Annotated in this window: 12 protein-coding genes and 1 pseudogene; 3 read left to right on the plus strand and 10 right to left on the minus strand. The window is 71.7% G+C overall.

What is annotated here, in order from left to right; genetic code table 11:
* Positions 1-59 precede the first annotated feature (59 nt).
* Positions 60-1,010 (plus strand): WxL protein peptidoglycan domain-containing protein, encoded by a 951-nt coding sequence (locus ABFJ78_RS24660; protein ID WP_436388715.1) that lies wholly within the window; start codon positions 60-62, stop codon positions 1,008-1,010.
* Here the strand turns inward: ABFJ78_RS24660 and ABFJ78_RS24665 are convergent.
* From ABFJ78_RS24665 to ABFJ78_RS24710, 10 genes and pseudogenes are all read right to left on the minus strand, one after another.
* Positions 998-2,371 (minus strand): hypothetical protein, encoded by a 1,374-nt coding sequence (locus ABFJ78_RS24665; RefSeq protein ID WP_436388716.1) that lies wholly within the window; start codon positions 2,369-2,371, stop codon positions 998-1,000. The two genes, ABFJ78_RS24660 and ABFJ78_RS24665, sit on opposite strands and share 13 nt — an antisense overlap.
* 14 nt (positions 2,372-2,385) lie before the next feature.
* The gene (locus ABFJ78_RS24670) at positions 2,386-3,309 is read right to left on the minus strand and encodes a poly(ethylene terephthalate) hydrolase family protein (protein ID WP_436388717.1); all 924 of its coding nucleotides are present in this window, start codon (positions 3,307-3,309) and stop codon (positions 2,386-2,388) included.
* Positions 3,310-3,586: 277 nt separating this feature from the next.
* Positions 3,587-4,141 (minus strand): annotated as a pseudogene (locus ABFJ78_RS24675) (transporter substrate-binding domain-containing protein); the annotation flags it as partial.
* Positions 4,142-4,157: 16 nt separating this feature from the next.
* Positions 4,158-5,381: a 2-hydroxyacyl-CoA dehydratase gene (locus ABFJ78_RS24680; protein WP_436388718.1), complete on the minus strand. Its 1,224-nt coding sequence runs from the start codon at positions 5,379-5,381 to the stop codon at positions 4,158-4,160.
* The gene (locus ABFJ78_RS24685) at positions 5,378-6,391 is read right to left on the minus strand and encodes a 2-hydroxyacyl-CoA dehydratase (protein ID WP_436388719.1); all 1,014 of its coding nucleotides are present in this window, start codon (positions 6,389-6,391) and stop codon (positions 5,378-5,380) included. Before ABFJ78_RS24685 ends, ABFJ78_RS24680 begins: the two co-directional genes overlap by 4 nt.
* Positions 6,388-7,626, minus strand: a complete 1,239-nt coding sequence (locus ABFJ78_RS24690) for a CaiB/BaiF CoA transferase family protein (protein WP_436388720.1) — start codon at positions 7,624-7,626, stop codon at positions 6,388-6,390. The genes ABFJ78_RS24685 and ABFJ78_RS24690 overlap by 4 nt, the downstream gene beginning before the upstream one ends.
* The gene (locus ABFJ78_RS24695) at positions 7,623-8,762 is read right to left on the minus strand and encodes a CapA family protein (RefSeq protein ID WP_436388721.1); all 1,140 of its coding nucleotides are present in this window, start codon (positions 8,760-8,762) and stop codon (positions 7,623-7,625) included. Before ABFJ78_RS24695 ends, ABFJ78_RS24690 begins: the two co-directional genes overlap by 4 nt.
* Entirely contained in the window at positions 8,759-9,544 is a 786-nt protein-coding gene (locus ABFJ78_RS24700; protein WP_436388722.1) for an amino acid ABC transporter ATP-binding protein, read from the minus strand. Before ABFJ78_RS24700 ends, ABFJ78_RS24695 begins: the two co-directional genes overlap by 4 nt.
* Entirely contained in the window at positions 9,541-10,416 is an 876-nt protein-coding gene (locus ABFJ78_RS24705) for an amino acid ABC transporter permease (RefSeq protein ID WP_436388723.1), read from the minus strand. Before ABFJ78_RS24705 ends, ABFJ78_RS24700 begins: the two co-directional genes overlap by 4 nt.
* A complete protein-coding gene (locus ABFJ78_RS24710; RefSeq protein ID WP_436388724.1) occupies positions 10,413-11,330 on the minus strand; it encodes a transporter substrate-binding domain-containing protein in 918 nt (305 codons plus the stop codon). The genes ABFJ78_RS24705 and ABFJ78_RS24710 overlap by 4 nt, the downstream gene beginning before the upstream one ends.
* A 209-nt stretch (positions 11,331-11,539) precedes the next feature.
* Between ABFJ78_RS24710 and ABFJ78_RS24715 the strand changes: the two genes are divergently transcribed.
* Positions 11,540-12,529 carry a PaaX family transcriptional regulator gene (locus tag ABFJ78_RS24715; protein WP_436388725.1) on the plus strand — a complete coding sequence of 330 codons (990 nt, stop codon included), beginning with the start codon at positions 11,540-11,542 and terminating at the stop codon, positions 12,527-12,529.
* A gap of 137 nt (positions 12,530-12,666) precedes the next feature.
* Positions 12,667-14,049 (plus strand): endo-1,4-beta-xylanase, encoded by a 1,383-nt coding sequence (locus ABFJ78_RS24720; protein ID WP_436388726.1) that lies wholly within the window; start codon positions 12,667-12,669, stop codon positions 14,047-14,049.
* Positions 14,050-14,079 lie beyond the last annotated feature (30 nt).

The following is a 14,079-nucleotide window of genomic DNA, read 5'->3' on the forward strand; positions in this document are numbered from 1 at the left end:
ATCCCGCGTGGGTGGAACCCCGGTTCCACCCACGCGGGCCCTCATCGACTGGACGCCCCATGCACGCCATCACCCGAGCCGCCGCGACCCTGCTGGCCGCCGTCCTGGGTTTCGCCGTCGCCGCACCCGCCGAAGCACAGGAAACGCCGTGGACGGTGTCGACAGCCGCCAACGACTTCGGCACCGGCCGCGACGACTACAGCTACACGGCGGCTCCGGGCGACCACATCGACGACGGCCTGGTGATCGCCAACCACGATTCCGTCCCGCTGGACCTCGCCGTGTACGCCGCGGATGCCTTCACCACGAGTTCCGGACAGCTCGACCTGCTGGCCAAGGACAAGCCGTCGACCGGCGTCGGCGCGTGGGTGCGCCCGGGCCGGGACCACGTCACCGTCCAACCCGGACAGTCGGCGCAGGTGCCGTTCACCCTCACGCTTCCTGCCGACGCCACCCCCGGTGATCACCTGGGCGGCATCCTCGCCTCCCTCACCCGAGGCGACGTGGAGCGACGAGTCGGCCTCCGGATCCGGCTGCGCGTGGGCGGCGACCTCCGGCCGGCCCTCGCGGTGGAGAACTTGGACGTCCGGTATTCCGGCACGGTCAACCCGCTCGGCACGGGCGACGCGACCCTCGCCTACACGATCCGCAACAGCGGCAACGCCGTCGTCACGGCCCGGCAGTCGGCCACCGTGACCGGCCCGTTCGGCAGCCTGCCCGTGACCGCCGGCCCGATTCCCGACTCACCACCGCTGCTCCCCGGCGAAACGTGGCAGGTGACCGCGTCCGTCCACGGCGTGGCACCCGCGTTGTACCTGGCCGGGACGGTCAGTCTCGTTCCGCTGCTCACCGACGCGGCCGGCTCGACCGCTCCGCTGTCCGGTGTGGACGACACCGCGCACTCGCCGGCCGTTCCGTGGACCGCGGTGCTCGTGATCGTCCTTTGTGTACTGACCATCGTGTTCTTCGTGGTGCGTCGCCGCCGGAAGAAGGCGGCTCACGCCGGATAGCGCCGGTTGAACCGCGGCGGGACGTAGCTCAGGTAGCGTCCCTCCACCCCGTCCGCCGCGACCGACAGCGCGTTCATCGTCCGGGGCGAAGTGTCCGGCCAGTGCCCGGTGCGCAGCCGCGTCAGCATGCGGTCGACGGCCGCCTGCTGTTCGCCGGTCGTGTAGGTGCAGTGCCCGGCGGTCTGGACGTATGTCTGCCGGAGCAGGGACTCGTTGCCCGCTTGGCGGACCAGTGCGCCGTAGGACTGCTGCTGGGCCACCGTGGAGATCTGGTCGCCGGTGCCGTTGACCGTGAGCACCGGGATCCGCAGGTCGCCGGTGAACACGATGCCCCGCTCCAGGTAGCGGACCGCGGCGGGATCGGCCGAGATGCGGGGTTCCGCGGCGAGGCGGGCGAAGTCGGCGCGCAGGTCGAGGCCCGCGCGGGAGTACAGCCGGCGCACGGCGTTCTGCAGGCTCGGCGACGCAGAAGCGAACTGGCGTGCGTAGTCCACCCCGGTGTTCCAGGAGGGGTTGCCACCCGACAGCTGCTCGATCGTCCGCCGGCTGCTGACCGCCTGCCCGAGGTACGGCAGCGGACCGCCGGCGAGGGCCAGGAACGCGCCCTGCTCGACGCCGTCGGCGTCGCGGTCGTCCGGGACGGGGGTCGCCGAGCCGTCCGGGGCCAGTCCCCAGCCCGGCAGCTGGCCGATCGCCGCCGCGAGGGCGATGCGCGCCTTGCCCGCCGGCGTGGCCTGGGCCGACGCCGTCGCCGAGAGCCACTGCTGCTGCGTCCCCGGGACGTCGGCCGGGATACCGGTGACCGGCAGGGCCGAATCGCGGAACAGCAGCGTCTTGAGCGTGAAGACGGTGTCGAGCTTCTGGTTCCACTGCCCCACCGCGCCGCCGAGGCCGCCGCACATCGGGATGGCCGCGGCGAAGCGGCCGGGGTGCACCTGCGCGACGCCGGCGGCGACCATGCCGCCCATCGACCGGCCTTCGGCGATCGCGTACCGGGCCCGGCCGAACGCGGCTTCGAACCGGCCGAGCGCCTCCGCCTGGTTGTCGATCGCCCGCGCGATGTTCCAGCTGCTGATCGCGCGCGTGGTGCCGCCCACCGCGTAGCCGCGGTCCAGCAGGCTCTTCGTGAGCGGGCTTGCCAGGCCGCCCGCGGCGAAGTCGAGGTCGACCAGCACGGAACCGTTCCACCGTACGGGTTTCGCGAACGTGTACGGCGTGCCGTCGGTCAGTTGCCCGTCGGCGCATCTCGCGGCCGCGACCGGCTCCGGGCACGGTTTCCCGGCTTCCGCCGCGTGGGCGGTGGCGGGAAGCCCGGCCACGAGGACCGCGACCGCGGCCAGAAGGGTGAGCTTGCTGCCCATGACTGCTGCTCCTGTCAGAAGTTCTTGCTGGTGACGGTCCAGCCCGGCGTGGCGCACAGACCGCAGTCCGCGCCGAGGAAGTAGCCCCGCGCGGTGCGGTTGCCGTTGAGGGTGAAGTCGAACCAGGCGACCAGGACCCGGACGGCTTCCTCGCGGACGCTCGGGTCGGGGTCACCGTTTCGCTGACCGTAGACGAATCCGGTGTGGCCCGCGGCCGGGTTGGTCGCGTGGACCGCCGGGACGGTGACGAGGTCGTAGTTCGCCCCGCTGTTGGGGTAGGCGACGTCGTCCGGGCCGCCGTCGACGAACATCGTGGGGGTGTGCAGGTTCCGCAGGTTCTCGCGGCCGTAGCCGAGGGTGCCGTCGGCGAAGAACCCGCTGTCCAGCGACAGCACCGACTTCACCCGCGGATCCGCTCCGGCGACGAGGGCTTCGATGCCGCCGCACGAGTGGCCGGCGACACCGATCCGGTGGGTGTCGAGCCGGTTCCGCAGTTCGCTCCCCCGGCGGTCGTTCTCCCGCTGCGCCCAGGTGATCGCGTCGGTGATGACCGCCGGTTCCGGGCTGCCGTTCTCGGTCAGGGCGGGCTCGTCGAACCCGCCGACCGCCACGACGACGAAGCCGTGCGCGGCCAGCAGCGTCTCGAGGGTCAGCAGCTCGTCGTTGCTGGTGTGCCGGCACGCGCCGTTGCCGAACACCACGACCGGCAGCCGGCCGGGCACGCGATCCAGGTCCGCGGGCCGGTAGACGGTGTACTCGGCGGCGTAGTTCCCTGTCTTGGCCGCGGCTTCGCGGACCACCGGGTGGAACACCGTGGACGCGGGCGGCGCGGGCGGGGCCGCGACTTCCGCTTCGGGAGAGCCGGGGACGACGACCGCCGCGGTCACCGCGACCAGAGCCGTCGCGGCGGCGACGAGAGCAGGTTTGAGCAAAGCCATCATATGTCCTTTCCGGACGATCAGCGGGGGGTGGCCGCGTTGAAGACCGGCTTCGGGACCGAAACCTGGTTGAGCCCCCAGCGGGACATGATCCCGACGTACGTGCCGTTCTCGAGAGCTCTTCGAACGCCTTCTGCAGCACCGGGCCCAGCCCGGACGACTGGGGGACGTACAACGCCAGGTCGTCCTTGGTCGCCCCCTGCGCCTCGGTCTGCGTGACGTACTTGTTCGCGCCCTGCCGCTGCGTCACGTCGATCGCCGCGGCCTCGGTCATCCCCGCGGCGTCCGCGCGACCCGAGCGGGTGGCCAGCAGCGTGGCATTCGTGTCGTCGAGGCCGACGGTCCGCGTCGCCTTCCGCTTGGTGTCCGTGCAGAACCGGGACAGCTTGTTCAACTGCTCTTCGACGACGCTCGCGGTCACCACCGCGATGCGCTTGCCGCACAGGTCTTCGACCCGCGCGATCCCGGCCGTCGAATCGGCGGGGAACACGTAGGCGGTGCGGGTGGTCATCCAGGTGATCGTGTCGAACTGCTTTTCGCGCTCGGCGGTCGCCTTGACCGGCCCGTTGAACGCGTCGTACCGGTTGGCCTCCATGCCCTGCAGCGCGGCCGGGAGCCCGGCGACGACGATGGTCCGCGTCCTGACGCCGAGCACCTGGCCGAGCGCGGCCTGGAAGTCGGGGTCGATCCCGGTGACCGTGCCGTCCGGCGCGATCGTGCGGTAGGGCGGGTGGGAGTCGCCGGCTCCAACCGTGCACCCGGCGGCGGCCGGCCCGAGGGCGGCGGTCGCGAGGATCGCACTTCGGCTTCGTCGGCGAAGTGAAGATCGCACAGCACTCCTTTCCCGGTCACACCAGCCGGTCGAGCCATTCGGTCATCCGCGCGGTCAGTCCGTCCCCGGTGCGGGCGTCGACGTTGTCGGCGTGCAGTTCCAGCACCGGGATGCCCGCCGCGCGCAGGGCACGAGTCGTGAAGTAGCCGCCGCGGGCGTCGTCGGAAACGAGGTGGACCACGCCGTCCACGCCGTGGTGGCGCGCTTCCTTGACGTACCACTCCGCCGACCACGGCGGGGTGTACAGCTGGTCGCTGAACGCCGCGAAGCGGGCAGCGAGGGCGCGCAATGGATCGTCGCCGTAACGCAAGTAGCCGTCGGCGGCGATGGCCAGGTACATCGACCAGACGAAGACCGCGCCGTGCGACTCCTGGAACCGCTGGTAGAAGTCGAGGTCGAACCAGAGCCCGCGGCCGATCCACATCAGCCGCAGCCGCTCGTCCGGGCAGACCGCGACACCGGCGTCGATCCGGTCGCGCACCTCGTCGTGGAACGCGCGCGCGGCGTCGCGGGCCCACTCGGTGCCGCGGTGCCACTGGGGCACCATGACGCTGGGGATGCCGTCGGTGACGGCGATCGGGCACGGCCGGGCGGCGGCGATCAGGTCGCGGGTGCGGCGGTTCCACTCCTGCTGCTCGTTGACCAGGTCCAGCACCTCACGGAACCGGGTCTCGGAGAACACCCGGCCGGTGGTCTGCTCGAGGAACCGGATGAGCCCGGTCAGCTCGCCGGTCAGCAGGTCGAGGCGGTCGCTGCCGATCGCCTCCTCCCAGCGGTGCGGCATCAGCTCCCACCACCGCTCCGGAACCTCGTTCTCCGCCGCGCTTTCCAAGGCGTAGTAGGTGACGCCGGGTTGGGCGTCCCAGACGTCGAAGATCTTCCGCGACGCGTCACCGGTGGTTTCGCCGAGCACGATCGACGGCGTCGGCAGGCCGCCCCACGGCGCCTGGCCGGGATCGTCCTCGAACGCCGACGCCAGCGAGGTGGCGCTGTACTGCTCGACGTAGTCGGGGTAGCCGCGCTCGCGCAGCAGGCCGAGGTAGCGCTGGGTCTGGCGTTTCGCCGCGACGATCGAGGCCCACCACTGGTTGACCACGTACGGGATCCCCATCGCGCGGAAGATCTCCTGCGGCGCGTCCGCGTTCACCAGTGCCAGCGGGCCACCCTCGGCGCGCACCCGGGCGAACCACTCGCGCTGGTAGGCGGTCGCGGTGGTCGCGGACGCCAGCCGGGCCGTCATGCCGCCGCTCCGGCCGGGACCAGCGCCGCCAGCGCCTCGGGAGTCAGCTCGCCGTACGGCTGGCGCTCCGCCAGGACCGCCGGCAGCCCCGTCTCGGCCCGCTGCTCCGGGAAGTCCCACGGCGGAGCGTCGTCGTGGAGGCGCGCGTAGGAGAACAGGATCCCGGCACCGCAGGCGCGGGCGGCCGCGGCGGTGTGCGCGGCGCGCTGCCGGATGGACGCGCGGGGCGCCGTCGGCCCGTTGTGCTGGTAGCGCTCGGCGAGCGCGAGCTCCGTCGGCGCCGCGCAGGTGCGCGCGAAGAGCAGCTCACCCCAGTCGTGGTCCTCGCCCACGACGAGGAAACCGTTGCGCTCCAACGTTTCGTACACGCCCGGTGAGTCGTGCGAACTCCCGGTGAGGAACAGCCGCACCCCTTCGACCTCGGGCAGGTCCTCGACGAGCAGGCGATCGACGAGCGCGATGGCGTCGGTGACCGGCAACGCCGTGGTCGCGGCGACGACCTCGAGGAACCGGGTGCCGCTCAGCCGGTTCGCGCGACGCAGGGCGGCGACCCGGCCGAGCGACCGCCGCAGGGTGTCGTGCGCGATGATGGCCGAGGCGAGATCGTCGTCCCCTATGGGCCGCCACTGCCCCAGCCACTCGCGCAGCTGGGCGATCTTCGCGTGGACGTACCGAGTTGTCGTGTGGTGCGGCAGGTGCAGGACGTCCACCAGCCGCACCGGCGGCAGCCCCGGCGCCGGCTCGACGCGGTGCAGCTCGCGCAGGGCGTAGAACAGCCGCAACGACGCCTCGCAGTCGCGGGAGACGACGATGGCTTCGAGCGGCCCGTAGTCCCCGGTGAGGATCCGCGTCAGGACCGACCGGGCGACCGGATCGACGCCGCGGCCGAGGTAGCGCTCGCCGAGCGCGCTGTCCTCGCCCGGTTTTCCGGTCAGCCGCAGCGGCGACAGGCCCGCCGCGGTGATCAGCTCGACCGGGACGTCCGCACCGACATACCCGACGGTGCTCAAATGACCGCCTCCGACACGAGCTCCGCCAGCTGCTCTTCGGTGTAGCCGAGCAGCTCGCGGTAGACGTGCTCGTTGTGCTCCCCCAGGCCCGGCGCGGGCCGGTCGAGGGAGACGCGGGCGGCGGAGAACCGGATCGGCACCCCGGTCCCGGCCAGGTCGGCCACGTCCCCGTGCTTCGGGTGCCGCAGCGGCACGACCTCCTCGCGCGCCAGGACCAGCGGATCCCGCACGGCCTCGCGCGGCTCCCGCACCTCGGCCGCGGGCACCCCTTCGGCGGTGAACGCGGCGAGGATCTCCTTCAGGGGCCGCACCCGGCACCACTCGCGGATGAGCTCGTGCAGCTCGTCGGCGGCCCGCACGCGTTGGTCACGCGTCCGGTAGCGGTCGTCCTCGGCCAGCTCGGGCCGGCCGATCGCCCGCAGCACCCCGTGGGCGAAGGCGTCGGTCGGCGCGCAGAGGGCGAGGTAGCCGTCCAGCGCGGGCAGGATCCCGAAGGGCGCCAGCCGCGGCACCATCGACCCGGTGCGCTGCGGCAGGCCGACCGCGTCGAAGGCGTCGAAGGGCTCGCACGCGACCAGCGACGTCAGCGCGCCGAGCATCGACACGTCGACGTGCTGGCCCTCGCCGGTGTGCTCGGCCTGCAGCAACGCGGACACCGTGCCGACCACGGCGAACAGCGGCGCCAGCAGGTCGCCGATCGGCAGTCCGAACCGGACCGGACCTTCGTCGGGCTCGCCGGCGGTCATCATCACCCCGCTCAGCGCCTGGATGATCGAGTCCATCGCCTTGCCCGATCCCGGGCCGCCCTGGGCGCCGAACCCGCTGATCGAGGTGTAGACGAGCCGGGGGTTGATCTCCCGGACCCGCTCGTAGGAGATGCCGAGCCGCTCGGTGACGCCCGGGCTGTAGTTCTCGACCAGCACGTCGGCGTCGCGGACGAGGTCGGTGAACACCGCGCGCGACCGCGGGTTCTTCAGGTCGAGGGTGACGCTGAGCTTGTTGCGGCCGCGCAGCAGCATCGACACCGACAGGTCGTCGTCGTGGCGCCGGGCGAGGTTCAGCCCGTCGCGGCCGACGTACGGCGCGTTGTTGCGGGACGAATCCCCGCCGGTGGCCGGGTTTTCGACCTTGATCACGGTGGCGCCGAGCCCGGCGAGCAGCAGCGTCGCGTACGGCCCGGCGAGCGCGGTGGTCAGGTCGATGACGGTACGGCCGGCCAGTGGCTGATCGGTCATGAAGGAACCCCCTCGGTGAGATCGACGAGCACTTCGGTGCCGCGGGTGGTGAACCGGCCGTTGAGCCGGGCCCCGCGCGTGATGTCGTCGATGTACTTCGTGACGGCCTCGCCCTCCGGCGTACCGCCGACCGGGACCGGCCGGCCCTGGTCGTCGATCCAGCACGGGACGAACCCGGCTTCGCGCAGGCCGGTCCCGTCGAAGCGGCAGAAGGCGATGGCGGTGTTGCGGCTTTCGGGGTGGAACGGGAAGAACGGCATGTCCGGGTCCGGCGCGAAGCCGTACAGCTTCGTCCGCCGCTCGGCCCACGCGCGCAGCTCGTCCGCGCCGACGCCCGCGCCCGGGGTCAGGGCGTGGGTGACCGTGGCGAAGTTGCCGAGGCCGTGGAAGATCGGCCGTCCTCTGTGGACTTCGATGCCGCGCATGATGTGCGGGTGGTGGGAGAACACGGCGTCGGCACCGGCGTCGACCGCCGCGCGGGCGACCGGGCGCTCGTACATCGCCACCTCGACCGGGGTGTGGCCGACGCCCTTGTGCAGCGCCACGAGCACGACGTCGGCCTCGGCCCGCAGGCGGCGGACGTCGTCGGCCATCGCTTCGAGGCTGTCGGGATCGGCGAAGGTGTAGATCTTCGGCGGACCGCCCGGGCTCGCGTGGTCCAGCTCGTAGTGGGTGAGGACGTGCACGTACGCACACCCCGGCTTGCGGGAGGCCGCCCAGGACTCGCGCGGGCCGACGCAGTTGTAGGACAGCACACCGATCCGCAGGCCACCGCGTTCGACGACCGCCGGGCGCCGGGCCTCGGCGAGGTTCGTCCCGGCACCCGCCGTGACCATGCCCGCCTCGCGCGAGTAGGCGATGGTGTCGGCCAGCCCGCCGGCACCGGCGTCGAGGACGTGGTTGCCCGCCAGGGTGACCACCTCGAAACCGGCCTCGGCCACCGCCTTCAGCGCCGCGGGGTCCGCGGGCGGCGCCGGGACGTCGGTGCTCTGCTGCACCGCCGTGGTCGAGTGCGGCACCTCGACGTGGCCGATCGCCAGGTCCATCGCCCGCAGCACCGGCGCGGCCGGGGCGAGGAAGAACTCCGGGTCCGGCTCGTCCAGGATGAGGTCGCCGACAGCGCCGACAGTGATCACGAAGCACCTTCCTTTTCGGACAGATGACGGGAGAGGAACGCGCGCAGCCGGTCGGTCCGCGGCCGGGTGAACAGCTCGGCCGGCGGGCCCTCTTCGACGATCCGGCCCGCTTCCATGAACACGCACCGGTCCGCGACCTCGCGCGCGAAGGCCATCTCGTGGGTGACGACGACCATCGTGGTGCCCGCCGCGGCGAGGTCGCGCAGCACGGCCAGGACCTCGTCGACCAGTTCCGGGTCGAGCGCGCTGGTGGGTTCGTCGAACAGCATGATCCGCGGCCGGACCAGCACGGCCCGGGCGATGGCGACGCGCTGCTGCTGCCCGCCCGAGAGCTGCCGCGGGTAGTGGTCCTCGCGCCCGGCCAGGCCGATGCGCTCGAGCAGCTCGCGCGCTTCGGCCTCCACAGTGGACCGATCACGCCGGTGGACGCGGATCGCCGCGTCGGTCACGTTGCGCAGCACGGTGAACTGCGGGAACAGGTTGAACTGCTGGAAGACCATGCTCATCCGCCGCCGCTGGGCGGCGACCCGCCGCTCGGTCAGCGCGCGCAGGCCGCCCGGGGAACGCCGGTGGCCCAGCAACTCGCCGTCGAGATACATCGCGCCGCCGTCGATGGGCTCGAGCTGGTGGGCGCAGCGGACGAGCGTCGACTTGCCCGACCCGGACGGCCCGATCACCACGACCGTCTCGCCTTCGTGGACGTCGAGGCTCACCCCGGCCAGCGCGGTCACCGCGCCGAACTCCTTGCGGACGTCGTCGATCCGCAGCACCGGGGCGCTCACCGGGCACTCCGGTGGCCGCGCGAGAACCGGCGTTCCAGCCGGCGCTGCCCGGCCGTCAGGACGGTGACCACGACCAGGTACCAGAAGCAGGCGACCAGCAGCATCGGCACGATCTCGTAGGTGCGGTTGTAGATCACCTGCACCGAGTGCAGCAGGTCCGACATCGCGATGACCGACACCAGTGCCGTTCCCTTGAGCACGTTGATGAACTGGCTGCCGGCGGGCGGGATGATCACGCGCATCGCCTGCGGCAGCACGATCCGCAGCAGCGTCTGGCCCGGCGGGTAGCCCATCGCGCGGGCCGCGTCGCGCTGACCGGGGTCGACCGACGAGACGCCGGCGCGGAAGATTTCGGCCAGGTAGGCCGACTCCACCAGCGACAGGCCGATCACCGCGGCCGTCAGCGGCGTGATCACGGTGTTGGCGTCCCACGTCCCGAAGACCGGGCCGAAGGGGATGCCGATCGACAGCTTGGGCAGCAGGTAGGCGAGGTTGAACCAGAAGATCAGCTGCACCAGCGGCGGGATGCCGCGGAACAGGCCGACCCACAGCGTCGCCACCCACCGGGCGGGCGCGAACCCGCTCAGCTGCATCGCCGCGACCACGCCGCCGGCCAGCGACCCGAGCACCATCGCGGCGACCGCGAGCAGCACGGTGGTGCCCAGGCCCGCCATGACGCTCTTCTCGAAGAGGTACTTCGCCACGACGTCCCACTGGAACCGGGAGTTGCCGACCAGGAAGCCGACCAGCTGCGCGGCGAGCACCGCCAGCACGAGCACGAACAGCCAGCGCAGCGGGCGGAAGCGGCCGCGGGCGCCGGCGACGTCGTCGCGGGCCGGGGCCGTCTCCTCCACAGTGGACACGGCGGTCATTTCGCCGAGGCCACGTCGAACAGCGGCTGCGGGACCGTGACGTCGTCGAGGCCCCACTGCTTCATGATCCGGGCGTAGGTGCCGTTGCGGAACAGCTCCTCGAACGCCTTCTGCAGCACCGGACCGAGCTTCGCGGACTTCGGGGTGTACAGCGCGAGGTTGTCCTTCGTGGCACCCTGCTCCTCGGTCTGCGTCACGTATTCGTACTGCCCCTTCTGCTGGGTGGTCACGTCGATCGCGGCGGCCTGGGTCATCCCGGCGGCCTCCGCCCGGCCGGACTTCGCGGCCAGCAGGGTGGCGTTCGTGTCGTCGAGCCCGACCACCTGCACGGCCGCCTTCTGTGAGCGTTCACAGAAGGCGGACAGCTTGGCGAGCTGGTCCTCCACGACGCTGGCGGTGACCACCGCGACGCGCTTGCCGCACAGGTCGGCGGCCTGCTTGATGCCCGCCGACGACCCTTCGGGGACCACATAGGACGTCCGGGTGGTCATCCAGGTGACGGTGTCGAACTGCTTCTCCCGTTCGGCGGTGGCCTTGACGGGCCCGTTGAACGCGTCGTACCGGCCGCTGAGCATGCCCTGCAGCGCGGCCGGGAGCCCGCTGACGATGGTGGTTTCGGTGCGCACGCCGAGAAGCTGGCCGAGCGCCTGCTGGAAGTCGTGGTCGATGCCGGTGACGGTCTTGCCGTCCGGGCCGACGGTGCGGTACGGCGGGTGCGAGTCGCCGGCGAACCGGAGGACGCCGGCGTCCTTGACCGCCTGCGGCAGCTGGTCGTGCAGCGCCGGGACAGCGGCCAGAGCGGCGGCGGTGGGCGCCGAGGCCGCGCCGTCGTCGACCGTGCACCCGGCCAGGACGAGGCCGGCGGCGAGCACGGCGAGCGAGCTTCGACGGCGTTGACGAAGTGAGGAACCCATGTCGTTTTCTTCCTGAGGAAGGCCGTCCGGGCGGGCGGCGCGGGAACCCGGGGATCAATTGGTTGCTATCTGGGCGCCGATCGTCGCATGATGTGTCGCGTGATTCAACCCCTCGATTTCGCGGGCCGGACGGCACTGCCACCATGGACACCCGCGGCGGGCAGCCCTGGCCGGCCGCCGACCCGAGCCCCGGAAGAGGCAGGCGCGCGATGACAGTGACGCCCTCAGGGCCACTGCCCCGCTCCCAGCAGGGAGCCGAACCCCAGCTGCTGCTGACGTCCCTGCTCGGCGACTTCTGGTACTGGCGCGACGAGCACATTCCCTCGGCCGCCCTGGTGCAACTGCTCGGCGAGTTCGACATCAGCCCGGCGAGCGCGCGGGCGGCGATCCGCCGGCTGGCCGCCCGCGGCCTGCTCACCGTGTCGCGCAGCGGCCGGACGACGGCGTACGGCATCCCGGCGCGCACGTCCGAGGTGATCATCGAGCGCACGCACCGGATGCTGACCTTCGGCACCAGCGCGCCCGACTGGGACGGGCGGTGGACCGTGGTCACGTTCTCGGTGCCGGAACAGGACCGCGGGCTGCGCACGGCACTCCGGTCGCGGCTGCGGGTCCTGCGGTTCGCCGCCCTCTACGACGGGGTGTGGGTCAGCCCCCACGACCTGGCCGAACCCGCGCTGACCGCGCTGCGGGAGCTCGAACTGCGCAGCGCCACGGTCTTCCGCGCCACCGAGGTGCCCGGTTCGGCCGCGGCGGTCGCGGCGTTCGACCTCGAGCCGCTCGCCCGGGAGTACGAGCAGTTCGTCGAGCGGTACGAGCAGGTGCTCACCGGTCTGGAGGCCGGGCTGATCAGCCCGGCGCAGGCGTTGCGCACCCGCACCGAACTGCGCGTCGACTGGCGCCGGTTCCCGGAGACCGACCCGGACCTGCCCGCCGGGCTGCTGCCGGCCGGCTGGGCCCGCGACCGGGCCCAGAAGGTGTTCCTGCAGATCTACGACCGGCTCGGCCCGCTCGCCGAGCTGCGGTTCCGGCAGGTGCTGGCCGCGACCGACCCCGAGCTGGCCGAGCTGGCCACCCACCACGACTCGGTGAAGGTGGCCGCGTTGTTCGCCGAGCTCGGCGACCGCCACCCGGCGGGCGACACCCCGTTCGAGCAAGCCGCCGAAGCCCGCCGCCTGGACGACGCGCGCCGCGGCTAAGGCGGCACTTCCCGCGTCGTTCGCACGGGTACGTGGGCTCGAAAGTCGATCGAAACTCTTTGCTAAGCGGCGAAGCACCGTGTTCTTCTGCTGACGGTAAGCAACTTCTTCGACGCGTGCCGTTAAGGAGACCACGAATGGCCAGAAGTTCGTCGGACCCGCGCAGCAGATGGTGGCGCTCCCCCGCCACCCGGGCACTGGCCGGGGTGGCCACCGTGGCCGCGACAGCCGCCGTCCTGGTGACGGCACCCGGCGCCGATGCCGCGGCGAGCACACTGGGCGCCGCGGCCGCGCAGTCCGGCCGGTACTTCGGCACCGCGATCGCCGGCAGCAGGCTCGGTGATTCGACCTACACCTCGATCGCCTCGCGCGAGTTCAACATGGTGACGGCCGAAAACGAGATGAAGCCCGACGCGACCGAGCCGAACCAGAACCAGTTCAACTTCTCCGCCGGCGACCAGATCTACAACTGGGCGGTGAGCCACGGCGCCAAGGTCCGCGGCCACACACTGGCCTGGCACGCCCAGCAGCCGGGCTGGATGCAGAACATGGGCGGCAGTTCCCTGCGCAACGCCATGATCAACCACATCCAGAAGGTGATGGCGCACTACCAAGGCAAACTAGCCTACTGGGACGTCGTCAACGAAGCCTTCAACGAAGACGGCAGCCGCCGGTCGTCGAACCTGCAGAGCACCGGCAACGACTGGATCGAGGTCGCGTTCAAGACCGCGCGGGCGGCCGACTCCTCGACCAAGCTCTGCTACAACGACTACAACATCGACAACTGGAACTACGGCAAGACCCAGGGCGTGTACAACATGGTGCGGGACTTCAAGTCCCGCGGCGTGCCGATCGACTGCGTCGGCCTGCAGGCCCACTTCACCGGCGGCAGCTCGGTCCCGAGCAGCCTGCAGCAGACGATCTCCAGCTTCGCGGCGCTCGGCGTCGACGTCGCGCTCACCGAGGTCGACGTCACCAACGCGAACACCTCGCAGTACGCGGCGCTGACCCAGGCGTGCCTGAACGTCGCGCGCTGCGTCGGCATCACCGTGTGGGGCGTGCGGGACAGCGATTCCTGGCGCTCCAACGAAAGTCCCCTGCTGTTCGACGGCAGCGGGAACAAGAAGGCCGCCTACAACTCGGTGTTGAACGTCCTCAACTCCGGTGGGACGACCACGACCCCCACGACCACGCCGACCGGCCCCACGACCACCCCGACGGGCCCCACGACGACGCCGACCACACCGGGCGGGGGCAGCTGCACCGCGTCGCTGTCGGCCGGGCAGTCCTGGGGTGACCGGTACAACCTCAACGTGTCGGTCAGCGGCTCGTCTTCGTGGACGGTCACGATGAACGTGCCCAGCCCCGAGCGGATCAGCGCCACCTGGAACATCAACGCGACGTGGCCCAGCAGCCAGGTCCTCATCGCGACGCCCAACGGGAGCGGCAACAACTGGGGCGTCACCATCATGGCGAACGGGAACTGGAACTGGCCGAGCGTCAGCTGCAGCGCCTCCTGAGCCACGGCACACCGGCACCGGCCCGCTCGC

It is taken from the genome of Amycolatopsis sp. MEPSY49 (genome assembly GCF_051337345.1).
Lineage (GTDB): Bacteria > Actinomycetota > Actinomycetes > Mycobacteriales > Pseudonocardiaceae > Amycolatopsis.

Excerpts from the sequence above, each read along its gene's own strand:
- ABFJ78_RS24705 (WP_436388723.1), bottom strand. The coding sequence starts at position 10,416 with ATGACCGCCGTGTCCACTGTGGAGGAGACGGCCCCGGCCCGCGACGAC.
- ABFJ78_RS24710 (WP_436388724.1), bottom strand. The coding sequence starts at position 11,330 with ATGGGTTCCTCACTTCGTCAACGCCGTCGAAGCTCGCTCGCCGTGCTC.
- ABFJ78_RS24660 (WP_436388715.1), top strand. The coding sequence starts at position 60 with ATGCACGCCATCACCCGAGCCGCCGCGACCCTGCTGGCCGCCGTCCTG.
- ABFJ78_RS24665 (WP_436388716.1), bottom strand. The coding sequence starts at position 2,371 with ATGGGCAGCAAGCTCACCCTTCTGGCCGCGGTCGCGGTCCTCGTGGCC.
- ABFJ78_RS24690 (WP_436388720.1), bottom strand. The coding sequence starts at position 7,626 with ATGACCGATCAGCCACTGGCCGGCCGTACCGTCATCGACCTGACCACC.
- ABFJ78_RS24670 (WP_436388717.1), bottom strand. The coding sequence starts at position 3,309 with ATGGCTTTGCTCAAACCTGCTCTCGTCGCCGCCGCGACGGCTCTGGTC.
- ABFJ78_RS24680 (WP_436388718.1), bottom strand. The coding sequence starts at position 5,381 with ATGACGGCCCGGCTGGCGTCCGCGACCACCGCGACCGCCTACCAGCGC.
- ABFJ78_RS24720 (WP_436388726.1), top strand. The coding sequence starts at position 12,667 with ATGGCCAGAAGTTCGTCGGACCCGCGCAGCAGATGGTGGCGCTCCCCC.
- ABFJ78_RS24715 (WP_436388725.1), top strand. The coding sequence starts at position 11,540 with ATGACAGTGACGCCCTCAGGGCCACTGCCCCGCTCCCAGCAGGGAGCC.